Annotated in this window: 22 protein-coding genes, 4 pseudogenes and 1 CRISPR repeat array; of the genes and pseudogenes, 10 read left to right on the forward strand and 16 right to left on the reverse strand. The window is 67.0% G+C overall.

Features of this window, described 5'->3' with window-relative positions; translation table 11 throughout:
• Positions 1-19: 19 nt before the first annotated feature.
• Positions 20-310, forward strand: a pseudogene (locus tag HEB94_RS54185) (transposase family protein); the annotation flags it as partial.
• A 74-nt stretch (positions 311-384) separates the two neighbouring features.
• Here the strand turns inward: HEB94_RS54185 and HEB94_RS02010 are convergent.
• From HEB94_RS02010 to HEB94_RS48875, 3 genes and pseudogenes are all read right to left on the reverse strand, one after another.
• Positions 385-1,149 carry a phosphotransferase gene (locus tag HEB94_RS02010; protein WP_192748369.1) on the reverse strand — a complete coding sequence of 255 codons (765 nt, stop codon included), beginning with the start codon at positions 1,147-1,149 and terminating at the stop codon, positions 385-387.
• Between the two features lie 185 nt (positions 1,150-1,334).
• Positions 1,335-1,571, reverse strand: a pseudogene (locus HEB94_RS02015) (transposase); the annotation flags it as partial.
• 105 nt (positions 1,572-1,676) lie between these two features.
• The gene (locus HEB94_RS48875) at positions 1,677-2,156 is read right to left on the reverse strand and encodes a phosphotransferase (RefSeq protein ID WP_202896059.1); all 480 of its coding nucleotides are present in this window, start codon (positions 2,154-2,156) and stop codon (positions 1,677-1,679) included.
• Between the two features lie 476 nt (positions 2,157-2,632).
• On the opposite strand from HEB94_RS48875, the gene HEB94_RS02025 reads away from it, so the two are divergent.
• On the forward strand, positions 2,633-3,724 hold the full coding sequence (locus tag HEB94_RS02025; RefSeq protein ID WP_192748371.1) for an IS630 family transposase: 1,092 nt from the start codon (positions 2,633-2,635) through the stop codon (positions 3,722-3,724).
• Between the two features lie 273 nt (positions 3,725-3,997).
• On the opposite strand, the gene HEB94_RS02030 is transcribed toward HEB94_RS02025, so the two are convergent.
• Positions 3,998-5,560: an IS1380 family transposase gene (locus HEB94_RS02030; RefSeq protein ID WP_420481569.1), complete on the reverse strand. Its 1,563-nt coding sequence runs from the start codon at positions 5,558-5,560 to the stop codon at positions 3,998-4,000.
• A 573-nt stretch (positions 5,561-6,133) separates the two neighbouring features.
• A CRISPR array of direct repeats spans positions 6,134-6,527; the repeat unit is 28 nt; unit sequence GTGCTCCCCGCGTACGCGGGGGTGATCC.
• A 55-nt stretch (positions 6,528-6,582) separates the two neighbouring features.
• Here HEB94_RS02030 and HEB94_RS02035 point away from each other — a divergent pair.
• Positions 6,583-6,894, forward strand: a complete 312-nt coding sequence (locus HEB94_RS02035; protein WP_337918500.1) for a tyrosine-type recombinase/integrase — start codon at positions 6,583-6,585, stop codon at positions 6,892-6,894.
• Between the two features lie 269 nt (positions 6,895-7,163).
• Here the strand turns inward: HEB94_RS02035 and HEB94_RS02040 are convergent, their stop codons facing one another.
• From HEB94_RS02040 to HEB94_RS02085, 10 genes are all read right to left on the reverse strand, one after another.
• Complete coding sequence (locus tag HEB94_RS02040) at positions 7,164-7,559, reverse strand: SRPBCC domain-containing protein (protein ID WP_192748373.1); 396 nt, start codon at positions 7,557-7,559, stop codon at positions 7,164-7,166.
• 40 nt (positions 7,560-7,599) lie between these two features.
• Positions 7,600-8,418 carry a DUF4386 domain-containing protein gene (locus HEB94_RS02045; RefSeq protein WP_192748374.1) on the reverse strand — a complete coding sequence of 273 codons (819 nt, stop codon included), beginning with the start codon at positions 8,416-8,418 and terminating at the stop codon, positions 7,600-7,602.
• Positions 8,408-9,148: a hypothetical protein gene (locus tag HEB94_RS02050; protein WP_192748375.1), complete on the reverse strand. Its 741-nt coding sequence runs from the start codon at positions 9,146-9,148 to the stop codon at positions 8,408-8,410. The genes HEB94_RS02045 and HEB94_RS02050 overlap by 11 nt, the downstream gene beginning before the upstream one ends.
• 187 nt (positions 9,149-9,335) lie before the next feature.
• A complete protein-coding gene (locus tag HEB94_RS02055; RefSeq protein ID WP_192748376.1) occupies positions 9,336-10,142 on the reverse strand; it encodes a DUF2306 domain-containing protein in 807 nt (268 codons plus the stop codon).
• Positions 10,139-10,891: a hypothetical protein gene (locus HEB94_RS02060; protein WP_192748377.1), complete on the reverse strand. Its 753-nt coding sequence runs from the start codon at positions 10,889-10,891 to the stop codon at positions 10,139-10,141. The genes HEB94_RS02055 and HEB94_RS02060 overlap by 4 nt, the downstream gene beginning before the upstream one ends.
• A gap of 175 nt (positions 10,892-11,066) precedes the next feature.
• Entirely contained in the window at positions 11,067-11,552 is a 486-nt protein-coding gene (locus HEB94_RS02065; RefSeq protein ID WP_192748378.1) for a hypothetical protein, read from the reverse strand.
• 79 nt (positions 11,553-11,631) lie between these two features.
• Positions 11,632-12,435 carry an ABC-2 transporter permease gene (locus HEB94_RS02070; RefSeq protein WP_192748379.1) on the reverse strand — a complete coding sequence of 268 codons (804 nt, stop codon included), beginning with the start codon at positions 12,433-12,435 and terminating at the stop codon, positions 11,632-11,634.
• Between the two features lie 200 nt (positions 12,436-12,635).
• The gene (locus tag HEB94_RS02075; protein WP_238361386.1) at positions 12,636-13,331 is read right to left on the reverse strand and encodes an ABC transporter ATP-binding protein; all 696 of its coding nucleotides are present in this window, start codon (positions 13,329-13,331) and stop codon (positions 12,636-12,638) included.
• On the reverse strand, positions 13,328-14,395 hold the full coding sequence (locus tag HEB94_RS02080; RefSeq protein ID WP_238361387.1) for an NAD(P)-dependent alcohol dehydrogenase: 1,068 nt from the start codon (positions 14,393-14,395) through the stop codon (positions 13,328-13,330). Before HEB94_RS02080 ends, HEB94_RS02075 begins: the two co-directional genes overlap by 4 nt.
• A gap of 287 nt (positions 14,396-14,682) precedes the next feature.
• The gene (locus HEB94_RS02085; RefSeq protein ID WP_192748380.1) at positions 14,683-14,943 is read right to left on the reverse strand and encodes an FAD-dependent oxidoreductase; all 261 of its coding nucleotides are present in this window, start codon (positions 14,941-14,943) and stop codon (positions 14,683-14,685) included.
• Between the two features lie 68 nt (positions 14,944-15,011).
• On the opposite strand from HEB94_RS02085, the gene HEB94_RS02090 reads away from it, so the two are divergent.
• On the forward strand, positions 15,012-16,118 hold the full coding sequence (locus HEB94_RS02090) for an IS630 family transposase (protein ID WP_192748381.1): 1,107 nt from the start codon (positions 15,012-15,014) through the stop codon (positions 16,116-16,118).
• A gap of 221 nt (positions 16,119-16,339) precedes the next feature.
• Positions 16,340-16,498: pseudogene (locus HEB94_RS50055) on the forward strand (IS630 family transposase); the annotation flags it as partial.
• Between the two features lie 123 nt (positions 16,499-16,621).
• On the opposite strand, the gene HEB94_RS02095 reads toward HEB94_RS50055, so the two are convergent.
• A complete protein-coding gene (locus HEB94_RS02095) occupies positions 16,622-17,308 on the reverse strand; it encodes a hypothetical protein (protein ID WP_192748382.1) in 687 nt (228 codons plus the stop codon).
• Between the two features lie 936 nt (positions 17,309-18,244).
• Here HEB94_RS02095 and HEB94_RS54190 point away from each other — a divergent pair.
• The 5 genes and pseudogenes from HEB94_RS54190 to HEB94_RS54195 all read left to right on the forward strand — a co-directional run.
• A complete protein-coding gene (locus tag HEB94_RS54190; protein ID WP_202896060.1) occupies positions 18,245-18,970 on the forward strand; it encodes an ABC transporter transmembrane domain-containing protein in 726 nt (241 codons plus the stop codon).
• Positions 18,910-19,851 (forward strand): ABC transporter ATP-binding protein, encoded by a 942-nt coding sequence (locus HEB94_RS02105; protein ID WP_202896061.1) that lies wholly within the window; start codon positions 18,910-18,912, stop codon positions 19,849-19,851. Before HEB94_RS54190 ends, HEB94_RS02105 begins: the two co-directional genes overlap by 61 nt.
• A 137-nt stretch (positions 19,852-19,988) precedes the next feature.
• A complete protein-coding gene (locus HEB94_RS02110; RefSeq protein WP_202896062.1) occupies positions 19,989-21,671 on the forward strand; it encodes an ABC transporter transmembrane domain-containing protein in 1,683 nt (560 codons plus the stop codon).
• A gap of 352 nt (positions 21,672-22,023) precedes the next feature.
• Positions 22,024-22,608 carry a recombinase family protein gene (locus tag HEB94_RS02115; RefSeq protein ID WP_192748384.1) on the forward strand — a complete coding sequence of 195 codons (585 nt, stop codon included), beginning with the start codon at positions 22,024-22,026 and terminating at the stop codon, positions 22,606-22,608.
• A 366-nt stretch (positions 22,609-22,974) separates the two neighbouring features.
• Positions 22,975-23,214, forward strand: a pseudogene (locus HEB94_RS54195) (DUF3560 domain-containing protein); the annotation flags it as partial.
• A 263-nt stretch (positions 23,215-23,477) separates the two neighbouring features.
• Here HEB94_RS54195 and HEB94_RS50060 read toward each other — a convergent pair.
• On the reverse strand, positions 23,478-23,945 hold the full coding sequence (locus tag HEB94_RS50060) for a hypothetical protein (protein ID WP_238361389.1): 468 nt from the start codon (positions 23,943-23,945) through the stop codon (positions 23,478-23,480).
• Positions 23,946-24,397 lie beyond the last annotated feature (452 nt).

The following is a 24,397-nucleotide window of genomic DNA, read 5'->3' on the forward strand; positions in this document are numbered from 1 at the left end:
CATCCAGATCGCCGCCACCATGGACGGAACACTGGTCGGCGTCGGCGCCACACCGGTACACGGTGCCCGCCACGACGCCCACGCCTACTCCGCGTCCGGACTCGCAGAGACACTCACTAACATCCACACCCTCGCCGACCTCGGCTACATCGGAGTCGACGGCATCGACATCACCCCGATCAGAAAACCCGCCAACGGCGAACTTCACCAAACCCAGGCCGACTTCAACACCCAGCTGTCCAAAATCCGCACCACCGTAGAACACGCCATCGCACACCTCAAAACATGGCGAATGCTCAGCGAAGAAGGCGGCCGCTACCGGCCACCAATAATCAAATACACCAGCATGCTGAAAGCCGTCACCGGCCTATTCTTCTTCAGCACTTACAGTATGAATAAGCCCCAGGAATGGAGATCTGGCTCGACCCGGGCTGCGGCTACGAGATCCCACCAGCCACGATCAGTCAACCGTACGCCGATCTGTGCCTCATACGCTTCCAGGACCAGATCGCCGGCGTCCAGCCCGAGCACCAGCGCGACGTTTAGTCGACAGAAGGACACCTCGGACGCTGGGTGACCCGCCGCTGCGAGGGTCCAGTCCACGACCCCGCTGAGTCGGTCGCCAACAAACAGCGTGTTGTGCGGGGCGAAGTCGTTGTGGATCAGCGTTTTCGGACCCATCTCGGATCGGGCCGGCTGGTCGCGAACGAGGCCCCACATCGTCGCGCTTGGGCTTTGATCGTGCAGGTCGGGGCACTCCTCGGAGAGCGCACTGAGCACGAGCCCGGTCGCATCGGGAAGCCCATCGTCGAGGGCCTGCGGCGAAGTGTCGTGGATCGTCGCCATCGTCCGAGCCAGCCCGGCGGCAAGGGTTCGCGGATCGCCGGGGACTTCACGACTACCGTCCATGAACTCAGTGAGCACGCTCGGCGTGCCGCAATGCTCACCTCTCCGATCAACGGCGACCAACCCCGGTGCCGCCACCGAGGTGAGCTTCAGGGCGCGAAGCACCTCCGCTTCCCGACAGGCCAACGCGATCGCGCTGTCGGGCGAGCCCTTGTCGAGGTAACGACGCATCACGACTGGCTTGCCTCGCTCGGGCACCAGCACGTCGATGGTGCTGTCCATACCGCCGGTGAGTGCTCGCACCGAACGGATCGGACTGCCGAGGACCTCGGATACCCATCCGACGGCACTCTCGGGTAGGGCCTGCTGCTTACGGCACATCTCGCCTGCTCTCGACACATCTCTCATGAGAAGCCATCCGGGCCATTGCCTGTGACCGCAAGGGCTACGTCGTCACGGCAGGTCATCCGACGCGTTAGCAGCCGCTGGGTCTGTTCGGTGATCTGTTGGTGCAGCGCGAGCTCTTTGCCCTGATCCCAGGTCAACGTCCGGCGGAGCCAGGCCGGGAGGACACCCAACGCTGTCGTGATGCCTTCGCGCATCGCGTCCGCGGTCGGCCTGCCGTTAGGAACGTGAACGAGTATTAGGTAGCGGGTGCGTCGCTCGACGAGCGTGCCGATCGCGGACCGGTTCCCGGCGCCCATGATGCAGTCGCCCTCCCAATGGCACTCTTCGGGGTCCAGCGCGTACACGCCGTGTCCGTGTCATGCCGGGGTGCGACAGGTCACGACTCCACAAGTTCCTCAGCGTGCTGTTCCACCCATGCGATCTCAAGCGCCCCCCTCGTCGAGCAAGCCGCGTCGAGCGAGCTCCACCTCCCACGCAGAACCGTCGTCGGCGGCCTTCGACATGTGTTCCAGAAGTTCCCGGGTCCGCTCGATCCCCGCGTACACGATGCCAATGTCAGGTTCGAGCCCGTACGCGTCGAGCAGCAGGCGAAACCGGCGCGCCTTCTCGGCGATGCCGGTCGGGAGTCCGATTGCTCGGCACTTCTCGTCACGAAAAAACGGCACCCAGCGCCACGCGGCGAACCCGAGGTCCCAAGCGCGAGGCCCCGGCGCCGCGGTGTCCCAATCGATGAACCCCACCGGCACACCCGACCGAAAGACGGTGTTCCACGGGAAGAGTTCGTTGTGACAGACAGTCTCAACAGGCTGCCGGGGCTCGAACAGCCACTCACGGCCGGCCCACGGGAACGTTGCGGCAGCATCGTGATACGCACGGAGGAGCCCGCCGAGTTGCACGAGCACCTCGTCACGCCAGACGAAGTCTGGGAGACGAATGTCGAAGCGGGCCCCCTTGGTCCGGGATGAAGGTCTCGCCTCCCCCGACCTCTCCTTCGATGTAGGTCAGCACCTCTCGCCCTTGATCGTCAAAGCCCAGCGCACCCGGCGCGCCAGCAAACCCTTCACGCTCGAGGTGCCGCAGCAGATCAAGGACGGCAGGAGACCACGAGTTACCTGTACGCCGAACTGTCTGACCGACTCGAACGCGGACTCTGTGAGACCCGGCGACGAGGGGAATCTCTGGCTCAACCATGCGTGCGGGTGGCTCCTCTTCTGCAGATCTACGTGCCACACGTGGCGGCCACGTCTCGGTGATAGCGGTCAACCACGATCAGTTCGTCCGCCCTGCCCCGCGCGCCGGGCCACGCTGAGCGTGAGCGCACACCTTCTCAACTAGTGTCGTCCGCCGGAAATTCGTGCGGTAAGTCTATGCTGGGTGGGTGGCGAGGACTGGGCGGCCGAAGGCTGAGTTGGTTTTGACCGAGGTGGAGCGTGCGACGTTGACGCGGTCATCGCGACGGTCGAAGTCGTCGCAGGCGTTGGGATTGCGGTCGCGAATCGTTCTCGCGTGTGCTTCGGGTGTGACGAACAAGCAGGTTGCTGAGGATCTTCGGCTGGCGCCGAACACGGTGAACAAGTGGCGCAGGCGGTTTGTGGCCAAGCGATTGGACGGGTTGGTGGACGAGCCACGGCCAGGTCGTCCACCGTCGATCCTGTTGGACAAGGTCGAAGAAGTCGTGACCGCGACACTGGAGCAGGCGCCGGCGCACGCGACGCATTGGTCGCGTGCGTCGATGGCCCAGCGCAGTGGCTTGTCGGCATCGACCATTGGGCGGATCTGGCGGCGCTTTGAGCTGAAGCCGCATGTGGTAGACGGGTTCAAGCTCTCCACCGATCCATTGTTCATCGAGAAAGTGGTCGATGTTATCGGCCTGTATCACAACCCACCGGAGAAGGCGGTGGTGTTGTGCGTGGACGAGAAGTCCGGCGTGCAGGCCCTGGACCGGTCCCAGCCAGTGCTGCCTGCGATGCCTGGGATGCCGGAGCGGCGCAGCCACGACTACGTCCGCCACGGGGTGACCAGCTTGTTCGCCGCGTTCAATATCGCCGATGGCACGGTCATCTCTCAGACTCACCGACGACGCCGTGCGACAGAGTTCAAGAAGTTCCTCGTCGCGATCGACAAAGCGGTACCCGACGGACTCGACGTCTACCTCGTCTGCGACAACCTGTCCACGCACAAGACGCCCGCCATCAACGACTGGCTGGCCCGCCATCCGCGCTTCCACATGCACTTCACACCTACCGGAGCATCGTGGATCAACCAGGTAGAGCGCTGGTTCGCCTTCCTCACCGACCAACTCCTACGCCGTAGCGTCCACAAGAGCGTTCAAGCGCTGGAAAAAGACATCCGCGCCTGGATCAAAACCTGGAACACCGACCCGAAACCGTTCGTCTGGACCAAGACAGCCGAGGAGATCCTCAACTCTCTCGCCCGATATATCGCACGAATTTCCGGCGGCCGACACTAGTCCTCAAATAAGCGAGTCGGCTCGATGGCGGTGGCCGAAGGCGATTTGATCATGTCGGCTGTCGTGTCGGGCATGTCGGTGGGACGTCTGAGGGTGTCGGTGGGGGGTCGGAGAGGCCTGGTCGGGGGCTGTGTGGGGGTGTTCGGCGCCGGTTTTTGGTGTCTGGGCAGGCGTGGTCGCCGCCGGTTTTTGGTGTCTGGGCAGGCGTGGTCGCCGCCGGTGGTGGTCGGCGGTGTGAGGCGCTGTCGGGCCGGGGGTGGGGGTTGGGGTGGGTCAGCCGAAGCGGGTTCGTTCGGTGGTGTTCCAGGCGGTGAAGAGCCGGTCCAGGGCGGGGTTGTAGCCGATGAGTCGGATGGTGATGGCGCGGGCTCGGCGGGTCACCATGGCGGGGATGAGGATGATGGTGTTGAAGAAGCGCCGGAATTCCATGCGGATGTAGTCGCGGCGGTCAGCTTTGCGGTGCATCATCATCGCGAACCAGGACTTGATGTTCCAGGCGAGCGCGGCGATGACCATGTAGGCCCAGTTGGAGACCAGGTCGTGCAGCGGCACCCGCAGTGCGCCGACGCCGGACTTGAGGCTTGCGATGATGTTCTCCTGGTCGCAGCGCTGGTTGGCGCAGGCCACGACCTGTTCGGCGCTCAGGTCGGTGCGGGTGGTGATGTAGAAGAAGTAGCGGACCTCATCGATGAGCACCTGCTCACCGCGGCTGCGGCTGATGTTCTTGCGCAGCGCGACCACCCGGTAGGAGCGGTCGCACTTGCCGGGCTGGTAGTCAAAGCAGGCGACGTCTTCGTAGTTGAGCTCCAGGTTGAGGTAGCCGCGTTCGGCCACGATGGCCTGCTTGTGGTTGTCCCGGCGAGCCCGGATCTGGCCGGCGGCGTTCTGGCCGGCGGCGTTCTGGCCGGCGGCGTTCTGGCCGGTGGCGTTCTGGCCGGTGGCGTCTCGACGCATCCGGGTCCAGCAGGTCTCGGCCAGCGCCTCGGCGCGGGTTCGTAGCGCGTGGTTGTTGTCCATGCCGAAGACGAAGTCGACCCGCTCGGCCCACCGGTCGAAGTGGGCGGTCAGGGAGAAGTCGGTGTCACCGCGCAGACACACCCGTGGTGCGTGCGGTTGCACGAGGTCGATGGCCTTGTCGATCCAGGTCGCCGCGTCCTGGTGGCTGGGGGCGTTGCCGGGCCGGTTGACCAGGTAGAGCACTTCCTTGGTGTTGGCCAGCGACACGATCAGCGGCGCATACCCCCAGATCCCTTTGTAGGACATGTCCATGCCGGCCTTACGGCACCCGGAGGTGGGGACGATCGTGCCATCGGCGTCGATGTAGGCGAGTGGGCCGAGCAGATCGCCTCCCCGACCCGCCCACAACTGTGGGCGGACCGCGTTGATCGCTTCCATCAACTCCACCACATCGGTCTCGGCGAAGCGGCGGCAGAAGTCCCCGGCCGTGGTGGGGTCTGGGATCAGGTCCGCGCCTAAGGCGTTCATGTAGGCGGTGTCGTGCCGGAGGCCTTCGATGTCTTCCAGGCGGGTGCCGCCACACATCACGTTGTAGGTCAGGTTCAGCACATGGTCGGACTCGTGGTAGGGCAGGTGCACCTTCAACAGGTGCAGACCCTCGTTGATCTGGTCAACCAGGCCCAGCTTGGTCACCAGCCGGTGCACCGCGGCGATCCCGCCGAAACAAGTCGCGTCGAGGTTCCCGCCGACCTCATAGGACACAGTCCCCGAGCCCAGCATCGGGGACGGCTGTTCGCCCCAGTGCCCCGCCAACCCGTGACGCGCCGCAACCCGGCGTCGTCGACGCGCCGCGTTCCGCCGACTCTGAACATGCGATATCTTCTTCACCACAAAGGCCTTTTCTTGCCGGACTGCGTTGTGAGCGCTAACCCAGCAAGATAAGGCCTTTGCCTATGAAAACGGCCATCCAGCCCAGCCGACACGCTTGGTCAAGGACTAGTGGCCCGTAGGTGGCCCGATGGGCGACCAGGGGAGATATGAGAAGGCCCAGATCGAGCTGGTAGCGACTCTGACGTGGGCCTTCTGTGGTGGAGCGGGTGACGGGAATCGAACCCGCATGACCAGCTTGGAAGATGTGGAAACGACCACGAACGGCTCGGGTACGCGCGGGGATGAACGTCCCGCAACGGCCTAGAGTGACCTTCATGCGCCTTGGCAAGTGGCCCAAGAGTGGCCTGCTGCTGGCGGCGCTTTCGGCGCGGATTGCTTGTCCAAGTCCGCTTCTGCCTGCGATGTGTCAGCCCTGGCCGACGTCGTGTCCGCGAAGCAGCACGTCGCGGTGCATCCCGCTATGCGGGACCGCGCGCGGAGCGGCTACCTGGGTCCGGGCGGCGGTCGACTAAGGCGAATGAGAACTTGCTGCATCAGCTGCAAAGCTGCAGGTCAACAAGTGTGCTCCCCGCGTACGCGGGGGTGATCCGTTTGTCAACGCGCCCAGCGCGTTGCGGTGCACGTGCTCCCCGCGTACGCGGGGGTGATCCAGATCAGCGACTGGCACCAGGTCGCGAAGGTCTGTGCTCCCCGCGTACGCGGGGGTGATCCGCGGAAGGGCCGCAAGGCCGACGACCTACCCCGGTGCTCCCCGCGTACGCGGGGGTGATCCGGACCACGACCCGCACGTGCGGGCCGCGGCTGAGTGCTCCCCGCGCACGCGGGGGTGATCCGCGGAAGGGCCGCAAGGCCGACGACCTACCCCGGTGCTCCCCGCGTACGCGGGGGTGATCCGGACCACGACCCGCACGTGCGGGCCGCGGCTGAGTGCTCCCCGCGCACGCGGGGGTGATCCGTACGAGCGCCTGTACTGCCACATCGCCACCAGTGCCATATCCAGAACGCACGGGATCGGCCGCGACCACCCACTGTTCACCACCTCCGCCGGCACCCCGATCTCCCGCAACACCTTCCGCACTCGCATCTGGCTGCCCGCCGTGAAAGCCAGCGGCGTCGACTTCGCCGTCCGCATGCACGACCTGCGCCACGCCCACGCCTCCTGGCTGCTCGCCGAAGGATCCGACCTCAAGTCCGTCGTGGAGCGGATGGGTCACGCTCAGATCCAAACGACCCAGAAGTACATCCACGCACTCCCCGAGGCCGACCAGAAGAACCTCGACGCCCTCGCTCGAGCACGCCAACGCCCTAAACGGCCTCAATGAACCCCTCGACCTCGCAGGGTCGCTCACCCACGGAGGCTCAGATGTACGACCCGGACGATGAGGCGCCGATCCTGGAGCTTCAGCCGGTGCTGGAGCTCGACCACCAGTACACCCGCTTTGTCGAAGCATGGAACGAGGACCCAGGGCTCAAGACCGACGCGCGTGAGTGGGGTTACCCCTGCAGGAATCACCACCGCGGTGGGCGTCAGTGCGTCGGTACCCCTTCGGTCCGGTCTGATCTTTCTCGAGTCGGGTGAGCAGTGCCGCGTTCATCGCCTCGAAACCCGCCTCCGTCTTCGCGAGCACGCTTCCTGCCAGCGGCACGAGGACGCCGGTGAAGTCCTCTGCCTGCACAGCCGGGTGCGGCCCCTGCCGACGGGGGTCAGCGTGAACGAGTGGCGGCCATCGAAGAGTCCCGGAACACCCATGGTGCCGAGCCACTCCAGGCGCTGGCCGGGGTCGACGACGGTGACCCGCGGCTTGAACGTCATCGGCCTTCCCCCGACGGGCGCGATACGCACCTTGAGCCGCTCACCGACGGCCAGCACCCCCGACAGGGAGGTGATGAACGGATTCCAGCTTCCCATCGCCTCCGCGTCCACCAGCTGCTGCCACACCACCGACGGCACGGCCGGAAGGTCGACCTGGGTCTCGAGCCGCTTCATGAGTTCTCCTTCGGGTGTGCTGCTGGCAGCTGTGGACGGCTCACGCTGTGACTGGTTCGGGGAATGTGCGTGGTGGTGTCCTGACTCCCTTGATGAGCAGGTAGGCCAGGAGCGCCACCTCGCACACGGTCTCCGGCAGGACGAAGATGGCCGCCGAGGTGTCCGCGAAGGACGGGGACAGGAACTGGGTCAGGGCGTCGATGACGTAGCAGACCGTGCCGAGCATGAGCAGGAACGAAAGCCATCTGGGGAACATGCCGGAGCGGTAGCCGAGCAGACCGAGGGCGAACAGCCACAGCCACGCGAGCTGGGCAATCAGGTACCCGTAGTGCTGCAGATCCATCAGCAACAGGACCAGCGCGTGGGAGCCGTCGGCACCGAGGGCGGTGACGTAGGAGTGGTTCGTCGCGACCAGCAGGGCGCCGAGCTGATGCACCATGTTGAGGGAGGTGATCGAGGCGGAGACCGCCACGAACACGACCATGGCGCGTGCGGTGTTCCGCCCGGCGTGCGCCAGCAACCGGTACAGCGTCACAGCCAGGACGAGCCACACCAGCGCCTGGATCAGGTCGGCGACGAAGCTGAGCCGGACCAGGGTCGCGTTCGAGACGAGGTTCGCCGCCGTCGCGGCGGCGTTCCCGGGCTCGTAGACCTTGACCCGTACGATCTGCGCGAACGCGCCGAGGATCGCGACGACGAGGTAGAGCAGGCCCGCCGTCCTCGCGAGCCGCACGGACGAAGCCGGCGGTCGATCGGTCCCCTCGGTGTCGGGTCGGCCACCGTCGGCCCGGTGGAGGCGGGAGGCCGCCGTTCCCCTCGGACCGGTGGAGTCGGCTCCGGATCGCAGTTCAGTGGTCATGGTCGTTGCCTACCCGGATGTGCCGGATGCCGCCGCGCTGCGACATCACACCGCAGCCTTCGGGCGCTCGTCCCTGCGGTGGCAGGACAGCCACGACGCCTTCGGTGCGCCGTTCCGACAGGAGCGCGAACCCGAGCCAAGCCAGAGCCATCCCGAACGGCACCGCTATCTTCGGCTGGGCCGCGTTCGGAAGCAGCGCGGCTACTGGAGCCAACGCCACCGAGAGCGCAAGTAGTGCGCCCGCCCAGCGCGGCAGGATACCGGCCCGGAACGTCGCGATGCCGAACAGCAGGCCACCGCCGATGTACATCGGCGCCGTCGACGTCCAGATCGTGGGGAGGATGCCGAGGTCGAACGTGCCGGCAGGGCCGTTGAACATGCCCATCCACGACTGCACGAACGTCGGGACCGCGCTCGCCACGTGCGGCAGGATGAAAGCCTCGACGAAGCTGAACCCCATGACGATCGTCAGCCACAGGCTCAGCAGCAAATAGCCCGCCAGCCCGAGCCAACCGGTCTTCACCGCCTGCCTGGCGTAGAGCCCCGCCATGCCGAGCAGCCCGAAGAAGCACATCGCGCAGGCAAGAACGTGAACGACCTGCCAACGGGTGGTGGTGACCGCCGAAGCGACATTGGCTGGATGGAAGAGCCCGACGAACACGTAGCAGATTCCGGCCAGCAGAGCTGCCAAGCCTGCCAGCCGAAGCAGATTGTCATTCGATGTCTTCACTGTTCTTCACTCCTTGGTTCACAGCTCCGTCGTGCGGCGACGACTGGCGACCACGGCCCCACGCACGGTGGTGGTGCCGAGTAGTTCGCGGGTGAGGGCGAGCCGTCGAGCCAGCTGGACCGCCGCTCCTCGAGGTGCCTGTCGACTCGTTGCTCGTGGTACGCGAGCGTGGCGGTCCCTAGCCGGTTCACGGTGACCCGACCATCAGAGCGCGGGTCTGCGCGTCGGCAGCCCGACGGCCTCTGCGTCGAGCGGGGCGGCGGATGATCAACTCGGCGATGGCGATGTTGATGAGCCACCCGGAGGTCATGGAGAGGGCTTTGGGTAGGTCGCCGGTCCCGAATACGGGCTCACTGATGCCTTGGGTGAACAGCTGGGTGCCGGCGCCGGCGGCGAGGGCGTAGGCGCGGATCATCCACGCTCGGTGGGTGGGGATGTCGCGACGGCGGATCGCGGTGAACGCGAGAACGATGCTGGCAGCCATGGCGGAGCCGACCAGGAGCCGGACCGCCCACAACAGGTAGCCGCCGGGTGCGCCGGCGTAGAACAGCGTCATCCACAGCCCGGAGCCGGCGACGCCCAGGCCGGTGACGACGAGCACCCGACCGGACCTGCGGTGCCAGCCCGGGCGACGACGACGCAACCGGGTGGAGAACTGGAACGCACCGAGAAGCGCGAACAGCGTCACGGCGACGACGTGGACGACCACCGGTGTCGGTGAGGCGTCGATCCGTGGGTTGGTGGGCAGCAGCACGGGGCCGCCGGCGAGCTCGAGAAGCCGGAGCGAACCGGCGATGACGGGGATGACCGTCAGGGCGATCAACGCGGTGGGGACGCGCCACGTCGAGCCGCCCGGACGCCTCGACCGGCCGCGCGGTCCCGGTCGGGTCCTCGACGCCGCAGGGGCGGCGACGCCGCCGTCGACCCCCGTGCCGGTGGGGAAGACGGGGAGGTGCTCCGGTCCGGGGTTCTCCCGCCCGCTCGACGCGGTCATTCGGGACCGACAGTGGCTACCCGCGGGAGCGCGACAGCCGCCGGCAGCGTCACGGTCTCGTTGACCTCGGTGGTCTCGGTGGTCTCGGTCGTGTGGGTGATGTCGGTGGTCCCAGTGCGCTCGGCGCCCACGATGCGCCACAGGGAGTAGCCCAGGGCGATCATGGCGATGCCGTTCGGGACAGCCAGCAGCCGGAACCAGGGGTCGGGCAGCAGCGCGAGCCCTGCAGCCGCGAGGCCGCCGACGGCCAAGAGCGCGGCTGCCCAGCGCGGCAGGACCCGAGCCCGATACAGCGCGATACCGAAGAGCAGTCCACCAGTGACGTACAAGAACCCCCCGAGCAGGAGCACGGTATACAGCGAGCCGGTGTCGCCGGCCGGGTGGTGACCGGAGGCTGCGACCAGGACGTTGGTGACGTAGGTGGGGCTTGTGTCGGCGATGGCCGGCAGGACGATCGCTGCGACGAACGAGGTGCTGACGATGACGAGGTAGTTGGCGGCAAACAGAACGAAGCCGATGAGCCCCAGCACGCCCATCTTTCTGACCTGGTACAGGTACATGCCGTTGATGCCGACCAGGGCTAGGGCTCCCATCAGCATCTTCAAGGAGCTACGGATCGCCCACTCGGCCGGGTGGACCCCGGCAACGGTCAGCGGGGGATGGTTGAGCTGGACGGCGATGAAGGTGGCGCCGGCGGCGACGGCCGCGATGCCCGCCGATCGGGTCAGGGTGCTGGGGGTGATGGTCATGTCGGGTCCTGTCCGGGTTCGGTCCTTGCGCCTCTTGTGGGGTTGTCGCGAGCGTGGGTGGCGACCAGGGGGTCTGGCGTCACACGATGATGTGACCGGCTTGGTGATTGCGCCGGCCACGCCGGGTCGCGCGACCTCGGTTCGCAGGCTCCACGAGTAGTCGCTCGTGACGTGTTCATCTGCTGCGGCGCCATGGGTCGCCTGGTGTCATCACGTACTGGTTGACCACGTGGCGCCAGGGGATGACGGCGATGACGATGACGACCCAGAGGATGGCGCCGGTCTGGGTGCGGGTGGCGCCCTCGAGCTGGTCGTTGGTCCACAGCGGGAGGGCGACCACGCCGAGCCAGAGCAGCTTCCAGGTGACCTCGAACAGCAGGATCGGAAGCATCCGCTGGGGGTAGCGCAGGCCGACCAGTGCCAGGAACGACATGGCGATCAGCAGGCACTCCTTGGTGCCCTCGGCGAGCCCCCAGGTGCCGTGGTCGAAGAGCAGGTGCCACTTCGTCACGGCCAGGCCGACTCCCATGACGAGGTAGCCGACGCGCACCAGGTTGAGCTGCCACACCGCGAGCTGCCCTGGGCGTGGAGCGCCCCTTCCCAGCGAGGTGTCCGGCTGCGGTGAGATGGCGAACGAAGGTTCTGGTACCTGCTGCTTCATGAGTGCTCCTCCATGAGCGTCGGCGGGTGGGGTGGCGCGGAAGTGGTGACCGGTCCGGATGCCGAGGTGCGCGCGGCGGCTACTTCACCTCGGTCCTCATCACGAGACGGAGCCCGACGAGCAGCGGGATGAGCAGCCAGGTGATCCCGGTGACGAGGATCTGGGCCCACTCCTGGCCGGTCAGGGCATGGGCGAAGACGAAGAGACCGGCTTGGGCGAACTGGATGTCGACCCAGGGCTGCAGCTGGTGGAACCAGTGCTGGCTCTGCGCCAGCAGGCCGAACACGGTCGGGACGAGGAACGTCCAGATGAAGTAGGCCACGAGAGCGCCGGTGGAGGCGCGGATGAGCACGCCGAGCATGAACCCCATCAGCAGGCTCAGGACCATCCCGAGGACGTAGTACCAGCACTGGATGACGCTGACGTCCCACACCAGCGGGACCCCCCTGACAGCGGCGCCGGCCAGGTTGCCGAGCGCTCCGACCACGAACGCCAGCACCATCGCGGCGATCGCGATCGCGACGGAGGAGATCGCCTTGGCGGTGATGATCCGGCTGCGGTGCGGCACCAGGGTGAACGTCGTGAGCCCGGTGCGTTGGCTCCACTCGCTGGTGACCGCGAGGATCGCGATCACCGGCAGGATGATGACGACCGGGAACCGGATGGCGGTCGCGAAGGTCGAGTAGGTGAGGTTTTCGTCGGAGGCCCACAGCACGACGCCGCCGGTGGCGAGGAGCGAGGTGATCGCGATGCTCGCGATCAGCCAGAACCCGGAACGGGTGTCGAACATCTTGCGGAGCTCGACCGTGGTGATCCGAGACAGGGGAATCGGCTTCACGCTCACGCGGGGGGCTCGGAGGTGGGCTGCTGCGGTGGCGGTCATGCCGGCGCTCCTTCTCGTTGGGTGGCGGCGGTTAGCTCGAGGAACATCTCCTCGAGGCCGGCGCTGGTGGCGGGCCGCAGCTCGGTGAGCGCGATGCCGGCGTCGAGGGCGACCTTCCCGGCCAGCGCGGGGTCCGCGTCGATGCACAGTGCCCCGCCGCCCAGGTGGGTGACGCTCAGGCCGCCGGCGGTCAGGGCGAGCTAGAGGGCGAGGAGGTCGGCGGCGCGGACCACGGTGCCGGCCTCGTGCAGCAGCTCGGTCTTGGTGCCCATGGACACGATTCGGCCCAGCCCGATCATCACGATGTCGTCGGCGATGACCTCGATCTCGTGCAGCAGGTGCGAGGAGAGCAGGACGGTGCCGCCGCGGTCGGCGTAGCCCCGGAGCAGGTCGCGCATCCACCGGATCCCGGCGGGGTCCAGGCCGTTGGCGGGCTCGTCGAGAATCAGTACTTCGGGGTCACCGATCAGGGCGGTGGCGATGCCGAGGCGTTGGCGCATGCCGAGGGAGTAGTCACCGACGCGACGCGACGCCTCGGTGGGGGTGAGGCTGACGGTCTCCAGCATCTCCTCCACCCGAGCCCGCGGCAGTCCCATGAACTGCTGCGCCAGGGTGAGGATCTCCCGGCCGGTGCGGCCGGCGTGCTGGGCCGAGGCGTCCAGCAGGACGCCGACCTCGAGTCCCGGGTTGGGGAGGTCCACGTAGGTGCGTCCGGAGATGGTGGCGCTGCCGGTGTCGGGCCGGGTGAGCCCGACCATGATCCGCAGGGTGGTCGACTTCCCCGCCCCGTTCGGTCCGAGGAAGCCGGTGACCCGGCCTGCTTCGGCGGTGAAGCTGACGTCGTCGACCGCCAGTGTGGTCCCGTACTTCTTCGTGAGTCGCACGATGGTGATCATGGGCGGTCCTGGTTCCCTGAGGTGTGGCACGGCTCCTGCTCGGCGGCGCTTGCTCCGATGCTGATGACGACCTTCCCTCGGACGTCGCCACTCTCGAGGTGGCGGAGGGCGTCCGCGGCCTCGCGTAACGGGTAAGTCCGTTCGACGCTGGGGGTGACCTGCCCCGTCCGGATGAGGGCGCTCAGTCGTTCCAGATCGCTGGCGCGCTGCTTGGCGATGAACATGGTGAGCCGTTGGCGCAGGAACGGTGAGAGCGCCAGGGCCCGAAGCTGACGGTTCATGCCGCCGGAGAACGGACCGCCTAGCTCGCCGCCGGTGATCACCGCCGTACCGGACGGGGTGAGCGCTCGGCGCAGACGGGACAAGGTGGGGTTGCCGGCGATGTCGACCACCAGGTCGTAGCGCCGCCCACTGCTCGCGAAGTCGTCACGGGTGTAATCCAGGACGTGGTCGGCTCCCAGGGAACGCACCAGGTCGAGCTTGTGGGTGCTGGCCACACCGGTCACTTCTGCTCCGAGGGCCTTGGCGATCTGCACGGTGTAGCTCCCGACACCGCCGGAGGCGCCGAGGACGAGCACCGTCTGTCCCTGGCTGAGGCGGCCTACGTCGGTGAGCGCTTGCAGCGCGGTGGCACCCGAGACCGGCACAGCCGCGGCCTGCTCGAAGGTCAGGTTGCTCGGCTTCGCAGCGAGCCTGTCCTCACGAGCGACGGCGTACTCGGCGAAGGAGCCCGCCGCGAACCCGTACACCGCGTCGCCGACCGCGAACCGGGTCACTGCGGAGCCGACGGCGTCGACCGTCCCGGCGACCTCGGTGCCCAGCACGGGGTTCCTCGGTGTCCGCAGTCCGAACGCGAGGCGCCCGAGGTACGGCCGGCCCGTCATCATGTGCCAGGCACCCCGTTCCACACCCGCGGCGTGCACACGCACCAGCACCTCGTTCTCCGAGGGCACCGGTCGGGCGATGTCCGTCAGGCCCAGCACGTCGGCCGATCCGAACTCCTCGTAGGTGATGGCCCGCATCGTCGTCACGGTCCCGGGAGTTGGTGTGGGCGTTGTCGTCATGGTGGGTCCTCTGCGGGTCAGCGATCCTGCGTTGTTGGGTTGAGTCGCGATGCGACATGGGCGGTCAGCGTGGTCCCGGCACTACGCCGGTGACCCCGGGTGTTCCCGGGCTGCTGGTGGTGATGCCGGGCATGAGGCGCAGGTGGGCGGCGTCCGTGCGGTTGCAGGGGTGTGCGCTGCGAGCTGGCCGCAGGGACCGACGGTGGCGGGGAGGTGGGCGGGTGAACTCATGGCGATCCCGAACTGGGAGCCAGGAGCGGTGCCGAGGCGAGGTCCTCGAGCCGGAGTCACTGACCGGACTTTGTCGTTCTCACACTACCGCTGACGGTCGAGATCCGCTGCCCGTCGTCCAGGAGGACCCAGAAGCCACGAGGCCCGTCTGCCAGGATCTCGCTGACGGTCCCGGTGACCACCTCGCCGCCGTAGCCCACGACTTCGGCTCTTCCTGCCTCGACCACCAGGACGGCCCGGCGGGCGCGGGACAGGACCAGGGCTGCGGACAAGCCAGCGGCGCCTCCGCCGATGACCACGACGTCGTATCTGCTCATGCCCTCAGGCTGCTGTGTGGGCCTGCGGTGGCCTAGTCCGTCTGCGAAATAGTGCGGTAGTATGAGGCATGCCGATCAGGAGTGCGCCGGCGTTGCCGGTAAGTGAGGAGCAGCGTGTTGAGCTGACCCGGATGGCGACCTCGACGGTGCTGTCGCACCGGAAGGTGGTGCAGGCGAGGGCGCTGCTGTTGGCTGCGGACGGGGTGGCGAACGAGGAGATCGCACGCAGGTTCGGAGTCGATTCCGACACGGTGCGTCGGTGGCGGAGGCGCTATGCCGAGAAGGGTCCGGCTGGTGTTGGTGTGATAGCGAAGGGCCGCGGTCGTAAGCCCTCGTTGCCGGAAGGTGCTGTGGCCGAGGTGGTGCGGTTGACGATGACGCAGACGCCGCCGGATGCCACGCATTGGACGACACGCTCGATGGCGCGGCGGGTCGGGATTGGCAAGGACGCAGTCGCCCGGATCTGGGCAGACCATGACCTCAAGCCGTGGAAAGTCGCCACGTTCAAGGTCAGCAACGACCCGCGGTTTGAGGAGAAGCTCGTTGACGTGGTGGGCCTGTATCTGAACCCTCCGGCCCGGGCGGTGGTGTTCAGCTACGACGAGAAGACCCAGTGCCAGGCCCTGGACCGCACCCAACCGAGCCTGCCGCTCAAGCCTGGCCGCGCCGGCACGATGACCCATGACTACAAGCGCCATGGCACGATCGACCTGTTCGCCGCGATGAACATCGCCACCGGTGAAGTCCTCACCGACCTACGCAAAGGCCATGCCGGCAAGGACGTGCTGCGGTTCTTCAAACAGATCGACGCCTCGGTACCGCGCGGACTGGGTATCCACGTGGTCCTCGACAACCTCTCCGCGCACAGTGCCCCCGAGATCACCAAGTGGCTGGCACACAAGGACCGGCGCCGCTGGCACCTGCACTTCACCCCGACATCGAGTTCGTGGCTCAACCTCGTCGAACGTTGGTTCAAAGAACCCACCGACAAGCGGCTGCGCCGGGGACGATTCACCAGCGTCGCCGACCTCACCGATGCCATAACCGTCTGGGCACAACGCTGGAACGACGACCCCAAACCCTTCATCTGGAAGCCCACCGCAGAATCCATCACAGAGAAAGTGCAACGCGGACGGGCCGCCCTGTCCCAGATCAAATCGGCGACGAACCACTAGTGTCGTCCGCCGGAAATTCGTGCGGTAAGTCTATGCTGGGTGGGTGGCGAGGACTGGGCGGCCGAAGGCTGAGTTGGTTTTGACCGAGGTGGAGCGTGCGACGTTGACGCGGTGGTCGCGACGGTCGAAGTCGTCGCAGGCGTTGGCATTGCGGTCGCGAATCGTTCTCGCGTGTGCATCGGGTGTGACGAACAAGCAGGTTGCTGAGGATCTCCGGCTGTAGCGTCCACAAGAGCGTTCAAGCGCTGGAAAAAGACATCCGCGCCTGGATCAAAACCTGGAACACCGACCCGAAACCGTTCGTCTGGACCAAGACAGCCGAGGAGATCCTCAATTCTCTCGCCCGATATATCGCACGAATTTCCGGCGGGCGACACTAGTACTACAGGAACAGTTAGTTGTTGATCATGAGGAATCCGCAGGTCCCGGGTTCGCCGCCGAACGGCCGCACGCGGCGTCGTCGCAGGTCGCTCAAACAAGTGTCTCTGTAGTACTAGCCTCGGCTATTCACGTGGGTCGGCGGCACGGGGTCTAAATGCGGCGGAGTGCCTTGTCTGTAAGGAAGAATCGGTGTTTGAGGACGACGATCTTTCTTGCAGAAAGGCACTCCGTAGGTGAAGCGTAGCAAGGGTTTGTCGGGTTGGAAGAAGGTACGCCGAGGTAAGGGTCGTTCGGCTGGCGGCAGGGGTTGCGTGGCGCCCGTTCTTCGTGTTGAGGATGTTCCCCGGGTGCGGCTCGCCGTGCAGCAGCTGTTCGGGGGCGCGCCGGTTGACGATTGATCGCCCCAGATCGCGCAGCGTGTTGGCGAGCAGCGCCCGGTCCGTCGTCGTGACCTCGATCCGCCGCAGGCCGGCATGAAGACATGCGAGCGCCTGCGCGTACTCGGCTCGCGGAAGCATTCGAGACTGCACAGGTTCGAAGTAGGCCCACATGGCGATCTTGAAGCCGTCATGCACGAAGACGCGTGGTTCGACCCGAGCCTCGAGCGCGGCGACCGGGCTGTCCGTCTGCGCTAGCCGTCTCACGAGTTCAACTTCTCGCTCTGCGCTTGCGAAATGCGTCATGGGCGTGATTCGGGCGACGATGTCGCATGGCCTCAGGCGGATGACGAGTCGGTTGGAGTCGCTGAGAACGATCGCGTCGTCGACGGCCAAGTCGAGTTCTGAGGCGGTCGACATCGCCGCAGCCACCGCACGCCGCGCCTCAGCTGCTTCCATCTCCGTGTCCCCTCCCCGCCTGCGCAGTCGTAGCACCAGGGCGATCTGTGTCCGGCCAGCACGATACGAGGTCGATGGATTGGCGAGGGCGACTGACCCAGACCGCCGCGTCCCGGACGGACTTCTCGCGTCGACAGGTCCCCGAATCCTGGGCTCTATCGGTCTCGAGGTCCCGATGTCCTCGGCGATCCTCTGACCCCCGCTCCGCGCACTCAGTGATCGGATGGGCCGAGTTTGCTGGTGTCCGATAGGGGATCCCTAACCGGACGTTCGCGACGGGCAGGAGCGAGAGCACCCTGTGCTGCGACGAGGGAGCCTGCTGGAGGTAACCAGCTTCACACTGGCAACGCCAGCTTCTTGCGCGATCTTGGTCGCTTGAGCGCCGCGACTCAGGCCCGACGCTCGGAATTCTGAGCCGTTATCACAACCCAGATCGCGCCGACGGGAGTGCTACCCGACCGCGAACGGTCTGGACCCGGCTTTCGTGCGTTTCGATGTGCGCTGGTCGCCCCCATGCGTGCCCCCGTCACGGAGGTATGCTGCGGCCAGCGCTCAGCGAAGGGCTGAACGATCAGCGAAGTGGATGGAGGTGTCGCCGATGACTGCAACACGTGTTGGGCGTACCTCCTTGCGCCTTCTTTGATTGCCCACTTCGTTCCGCCTGCCGGCTGGGTCGTTGTTCACTCGTGCCCGGTAGGCGCATCCTGTTCAGGAGATCTCTGCTGTGCGCGAACGCTCGACTCTGCGTTCTCTGTTGTGTCTATGGCCGTACGTGCGGCCCGTACGTCTGCGTCTTCTCTTCGCCTCCCTTCTGGCGACTACTGCCTCGCGTCTCGGGCTCGGCATGCCGTTGGTGCTGAAGTGGATGGCAGATGGCCCACTTACAGGCGGTGATCTGTCCGGTGTGTGGTGGGGCGGTTTGGCGTTGTTGCTGTTGGGGCCGCCGAGGCGGCCATCTTCGGCGTGCGGCGCTGGCTGGTCGCGCGACCACTGGCTGAGGTCGAGGCGTCGATGCGGGAGGCGCTGTACTACCACGTGCAACGGCTGCCGATCTCCTTCCACGACCGGTGGTCATCAGGCCAACTCCTCTCCCGCGCCACGTCAGACCTGGGCCTGATTCACGTCTTCCTGGTGCTCCCCCTGACGTTTCTTGTGGTCAACGCCACGACGATCCTCGTCGGCTGCCTCATCCTGCTGTCCCAGCAGTGGACACTCGGGCTGGTGTTGCTGGCACCGGCCGTGCCGCTGATGGTGGTGAGCTCGTTCTTCGAGGCCCGTTACGCGCTGGCCTCGCGCCAGGCCCAGGACCACAGCGGCAACCTGACTACGGTCATCGAAGAATCCGTCATGGGCATCCGCGTCATCAAGGGCTTCGGCCGCATGAGAGCCAGGCTTACGCGTTCTGGGAGCTGGCCCGCCGGGTCTCCGTGGTGCCGAGCTTCACAAGGCTCGCCTGCTGGCTGGCGTGTCAGCCCAGTTCGTGGCGTTACCGGAGATCGCGGTCGGGGCGACGCTTGTTGGGGGCCTACCAGGTGGCCGATGGGACGCTATCGCTGGGTACCTTGCTGGCGTCCTTGGCGACGGCCCTGGTCCTGCGGCCGGTGGTGGAGTCGACGGGCTCGTTGCTCGCCCTGAGTCATGAGGCGGCGACCGCCGCCGACCGCTACCTGGACGTCATGGCAGTCCCGATGCTGCCCGAACTCGAGCCCACGCCTACCCGACGGCCGACGACTGAACCGGGACCTGCCGGACTGACGTTCGAGAAGGTGGAGTTCGGTTACCCCAATGCTCCCGCCGTCTTGCGCGGCGTCGACCTGCACGTCGCTCCGGGGGAGACCCTGGCCCTGGTTGGAGCGACCGGCAGCGGCAAGACGACCCTCACCAGCCTGGTGCCGCGGCTGTACGAGCCAACCGGAGGGCGCATCACGCTTGACGGCCGGGACATCGCCGACATGCCGCGGGCCGAGCTGCGCGGCTGTATCGCCGTCGCCTTCGAGGACTCGGCGCTTTTCTCCGCGACGATCGCCGAGAACGTGGCCATGGGCGCGGAGACGGCGACCGACGCCGACGTCGCGCGGGCGCTTCGGGTGGCGCAGGCCGACGGCTTCGTCCCCCTGCTTTCCAACGGGCCGGACACGATGGTGGGCGAGCAGGGGCTGACCCTCTCCGGCGGCCAGCGTCATCGGCTCGCCCTGGCCCGCGCCGTCATCGGCCGGCCACGCCTGCTCGTCCTGGACGATCCCCTGTCGGCTCTGGACATCCACACCGAGGCCGCGGTCGAAGCCGCGTTGCGTGAGGTGCTCGGCACGACGACCGCGCTGATCGTCGCCCACCGCCCCTCGACCGTCCTCCTCGCCGACCGAGTCGGCCTGCTCACGCAGGGCCGGATCACCGCCGTCGGCACGCATCAGGAGCTGTTGAAGACGAACGCCGAATGCGCCTGGCTCATGTCCGGTCTCGAGCCCCTGACGACGCCGCCGGCGGCCAGCCGTGGGGAAGGTGGGAAGACATCATGAGTTCCTCGCTAACGACCTCTCAGGCGGCTGACGCCCACCCGGGCGCCACGGGCGAGCAGAAAGAATCGGCGCTGGCTGCCGCGGCGCCGCGTCGCGGTGACCGGCCTTGGCCGATCCCTTCGCCCAGGATGGACTCCGTGCTGATCCTTCAGCGGGGGATCTCGCAGGTGAGCCCGCTGCTCGTCGCGTACACGATCGACCAGGCGGTTTCGGCTCTGCGGAACAACGATCGCGGCCCGATACTGGCCGTCTGCCTAGGCTACCTGCTGGTCGCGGCAGGCTCGGCGGCGCTGCAGCACCGATACGTCCGCCTTTCGGCACGCGTGGGCCAAGACGTGATCCTCGACCTCCTCGGGAGCATCTTCCGCCACTCCCAGGCGCTGAGCATCGACTTCCACGAGCGGTACACCTCCGGCCGGCTCACCTCCAGGGCCACCAGCGACGTCGGAGCGCTCCGCAGCCTGCTCACCAAAGGACTGGAGGACATCGTTAGCGCCGTGCTGACAACGGTCTACATCACCGGCCTACTGCTGTACCTCGACTGGCAACTGGGCCTGGCTGCGGTGGCTGTGGGAGGGCCGCTGTACCTGGCCGTCCGGTCCTTCCGCCGCCGCGCCGCGCGCGTCTATCGCGCACGCTCAAGCGTGATGGCCACGGTCACCAGGAAGTTCACTGAGACCTTTCACAACATCCGTGCGGTGCAGACCTTCCGGCTGGAAAGGTGCAACGACGAGTCCTTCAGACGGATCAATCGTCAACACGCGCACGTCAACGGTGACGCCGCCCTGGAGATGGGCCGGTACGCGACATCGTCTCGACTCATCGCCAACGCCGACATCGCGCTCCTCGTCATGTGGGGTGCCTACCGTGTCGCCTCCCACAGCCTGGAACTCGGTGTCTTCGCCGCCGCGGTTCTCTACCTGCGCCGTCTGTATGACGATCCACTCAAACTCGGAGGCGTGCTGGACGCCTACCAGTCAGCGGTCGCCTCCCTGGAGAAGATCGCGGCCCTGCTGGCACAGCGGCCTTCGGTCCCCGAGCCCGACGCGCCCCAACAGCTGCCGGCGAAAGCCCCCGGTCGACGCGGCCGCCAGGTCGTCTTCGAGAACGTGGCCTTCACCTACCGCACCGGCGGCGAGGTCCTGCCCCGCTTCGACCTCTGTCTCGCTCCCGGCAAGACTGTGGCCGTTGTCGGAGCGACCGGCGCCGGGAAATCAACGCTGGCCAAGCTGCTGGCCCGATTCCACGACCCCTCACCCGGCCGCGTCCTCCTCGACGGCGTAGATCTGCGTCACCTCGCCACGGCTGAACTGCGACGCAGCGTCGTGATGGTGACCCAAGACGCCTTCATCTTCTCCGGAACCATCGCCGACAACATCGCGATCGGCCGCCCCGAAGCCGACCGGGAAGACATCGAACGGGTGGCACAAGCGATCGGCGCACACGACTTCATCAGTGCGCTGCCAGACGGCTACGACACCGACGTCCGCACCCGCGGCACCCTCATCTCCGCGGGGCAGCGGCAACTGGTAGCACTCGCCCGCGTCTTGCTCGCCGATCCGAGTGTGGTGATCCTCGACGAGGCCACATCCTCCCTCGACATCCCGGGCGAAGGGCTCGTCCAACACGCCATGAGCACGGTATTGGAGGGGCGCACAGCCCTGGTCATCGCACACCGCCTCTCAACGGTCCGCATCGCCGACCGGGTGCTGGTGATGGCCGACGGGCGCATCATCGAAGACGGCACGCCCGACGAACTCATCGACAGGCGAGGGAGGTTCGCAGACCTACACGCTGCATGGAAAGACAGCCTCACGTGAGCGACCCGTCCCTCGTCCGGGGCCGTCTGGCAATCGTTGCGGACGCTGTTTCAGGCGTTCACAGGTCGGGCTCGTCGCCAAAGTCTTCTGTGCAAACGCCTGATGCGGCATGCCTGCCAGGCGGCAGGCCAGCTCCTCGATGTCTCTCCAGCTTCTACCGCGAACGCGGTGATCTCGGGCGAGCGACTGGTGCAGCCGTTAACGATTCCTTCGCGGGGTGTCCGTAAGAGGAACCCCCAACGGACACCCGGCGTGGCAAACCGCGGCCGGCGTCGACCAGCACGGGCGCCGTCTCATTTACCCCGTCCGGTGATCGTCTCAGTTGTCGGGGGCTATTCGTACGCTGCCGGACATGACCGCCACGCCGATCGGGTGCGCCCGCTGCTCCACCGACGCCCAGGACCTCACCGCCCAGCGCCAGACTCTCGCCGGACTCGGCGTCGCCGCCGACCGGATCTACCTGGACAAGGGGCTGACTGGCACCAACCGTCGCCGGCCTGGCCTCGACCAGGCCCTCGCCGCCGTCCGGGCCGGCGACACCCTCGCCGTGCCGAAGCTCGACCGGCTCGCCCGGTCCGTCCCCGACGCCCGCGACATCGGCGACTCCCTCGTGGACCGCGGCGTACGGCTCTCCCTCGGCGGCACCATCTACGACCCCGCCGACCCGCTTGGCAAGATGTTCTTCAACATCCTCGCCACCTTCGCCGAATTCGAGGTCGACCTACTCCGGCTCCGCACCCGCGAAGGGATGGCCGTCCCCCGCGCGAAGGGCAAGCTGCGCGGCAAGCAGCCGAAGCTCACCACCCGGCAGCAACGCGAGCTGGTACCGATGCACGACACCGGCGAGTACTCCAAGGCCGACCTCGCCGAGCTGTTCACCGTCTCCCGCGCCACCGTGTACCGGGTCCTCGAACGCCACCGCGCCACCGCAGCCTGATCCAGGCGCGGAACTCCAATCGTTGCTTTTGTGCTGGAAGCTACGGCGACCCCGAATGCCCGCTGCTGCGCCGAGTGAACCAGTGGGGGTATCACCGAGACGTGGCCGCCACGTGTGGCACGTAGATCTGCGGAAGAGGAGCCACCCGCACGCGTGGTTGAGCCAGAGATTCCCCTCGTCGCCGGGTCTCACAGAGTCCGCGTTCGAGGCGGTCAGCCGTCGGGGTGTCGATTGACGCGACCGTCGGGGACCGTGAGGAGGCCGAGGTGCGGCGGGGGCAGAGGGCCCAGGACCGGGCCAGGCGGCTGACCGGGCGCGCCGAGAGGCGGAGCAGGCGCGGGCGGAGGCGCGGCACGCTGCTTACCGTTGGAATCGCCGATCACATCCCCCTTTGGTCAGCCGATTCTGGTCGGTCATCACTCGCAGCGGCGGGCAGAGCGGGACGCCGAGCGGATCCGTTCTCACATCGATGCCAGCATCGAGCACCAGGAGCGCGCCGCGCGGGCGCGGGCGGCGGCCGGGACGGCGGCCGCGGCGTCTGGGGCTCGGCATAACCCGGTGACGGTGGCCAACCGGATCGAGCGGCTCGAGGCTGAGGTTCGGCGAGGCGAGCGTGAGCTCGAGCGTTTCGACCAGGCGCAGGGAGACCCGGGGAGCAGGCACCGCAGGGGGCTTCTGGACCGTCTGGCGGTCGCTCGGGCCGACATGGAGCATTGGCGGTTGGTGCGGGCGCAGCAGATCTTCGATGGTGTGGCGAGCAACTCGCCCGGATGGTCCGTCATCTCGCTGGCCCGAACACTGACCGGCGCTGACACGACGAGGCCCCCAGCGCGGCGACGCCGGGGGCCTCGGACTGAGTGCACGTCAGGTCATCCGGAGGTGCCCATGGTGAAGGTGTTGGACTCCGGGGCGACCCACTTGCCGGTGTTGCCGTTGTACCGGGTGGCCCGCCAGGTGATCTGGTGGCCCTCCGCGAAGTCCTTGTTGCACTTGGCCCAGGTGCCGTTCCCGTGTGCGTTGCGGCAGGTGCCCCAGCGTCCGTAGTCGGTGTACCAACGCATGACGGCCGAATAGCCGTCGGCCTTGATGTCCTTGACGTAGATGACGTCGCCGACAGGATCGAAGCACGCCGTCGCGCCGGTCGTCCCGTTGCAGTAGTAGCCGTGGTAGTACAACGGCGCGCCCGACTTCACGGCCTCGTTCCACTCGTAGGTGTACGCCGCCTGCGGGCCACTGGGCGCGACCCTGGCCTGTGCCGGTCCGGCGAGCATCGGTGTGGCGGCCATCAGTAAGCCGCATGTCGCGGCCGCGGCTGCCTTGGCGATGGTGGCGAACATGACGGATCTCCTCCTACGTCGCGGACCGACCCTGCGTCAGCCCAGCCCGCCAACCCTAGAGGTCGGACCTGTATCCCCCGACCACCTACCTGACCGACGCGCACGCAGGGGCCCGCCAGGCGCCGAGCCCCGAAGCATCGTCTACGCGCCTGAGCTCTACACCTCGGAACGGATCAGCGGCCCAGACACCGCCAAACTCATCGCGGAGAGCCCGCAAGACAGGGCAGCTCGCGACGTAAGCCTCGGCCCCCGACCCACACAGGGGGTACGTCGACGCGGTTCCCCACGAGTCGGTTGCATCCGAAGTCGGCGCCGAGTCGATGGGGCTGAGGGGCGGGCGAGAGGGATAGCCAGATGGCCGGCGACGCGCGAACCATCGGTGGAGGCGGGCGGCATGAGAATGACAAGCCCATCTGGCACCGTCGGCGGCGGCGCAGACACCATCACGGCTG

This window comes from Actinopolymorpha pittospori (assembly GCF_014873875.1).
In the GTDB taxonomy this organism is placed as follows: domain Bacteria; phylum Actinomycetota; class Actinomycetes; order Propionibacteriales; family Actinopolymorphaceae; genus Actinopolymorpha; species Actinopolymorpha pittospori.

Bases quoted from the DNA above. Each gene is read 5' to 3' on its own strand.
- HEB94_RS02040 (WP_192748373.1), bottom strand. From the start codon at position 7,559: ATGAAGCGGCTCGAGACCCAGGTCGACCTTCCGGCCGTGCCGTCGGTG.
- HEB94_RS02090 (WP_192748381.1), top strand. From the start codon at position 15,012: ATGCCGATCAGGAGTGCGCCGGCGTTGCCGGTAAGTGAGGAGCAGCGT.
- HEB94_RS02055 (WP_192748376.1), bottom strand. From the start codon at position 10,142: ATGACCGCGTCGAGCGGGCGGGAGAACCCCGGACCGGAGCACCTCCCC.
- HEB94_RS02045 (WP_192748374.1), bottom strand. From the start codon at position 8,418: ATGACCACTGAACTGCGATCCGGAGCCGACTCCACCGGTCCGAGGGGA.
- HEB94_RS02085 (WP_192748380.1), bottom strand. From the start codon at position 14,943: ATGAGCAGATACGACGTCGTGGTCATCGGCGGAGGCGCCGCTGGCTTG.
- HEB94_RS02060 (WP_192748377.1), bottom strand. From the start codon at position 10,891: ATGACCATCACCCCCAGCACCCTGACCCGATCGGCGGGCATCGCGGCC.
- HEB94_RS50060 (WP_238361389.1), bottom strand. From the start codon at position 23,945: ATGTTCGCCACCATCGCCAAGGCAGCCGCGGCCGCGACATGCGGCTTA.
- HEB94_RS02115 (WP_192748384.1), top strand. From the start codon at position 22,024: ATGACCGCCACGCCGATCGGGTGCGCCCGCTGCTCCACCGACGCCCAG.
- HEB94_RS02075 (WP_238361386.1), bottom strand. From the start codon at position 13,331: ATGATCACCATCGTGCGACTCACGAAGAAGTACGGGACCACACTGGCG.
- HEB94_RS02080 (WP_238361387.1), bottom strand. From the start codon at position 14,395: ATGACGACAACGCCCACACCAACTCCCGGGACCGTGACGACGATGCGG.
- HEB94_RS02065 (WP_192748378.1), bottom strand. From the start codon at position 11,552: ATGAAGCAGCAGGTACCAGAACCTTCGTTCGCCATCTCACCGCAGCCG.
- HEB94_RS02070 (WP_192748379.1), bottom strand. From the start codon at position 12,435: ATGACCGCCACCGCAGCAGCCCACCTCCGAGCCCCCCGCGTGAGCGTG.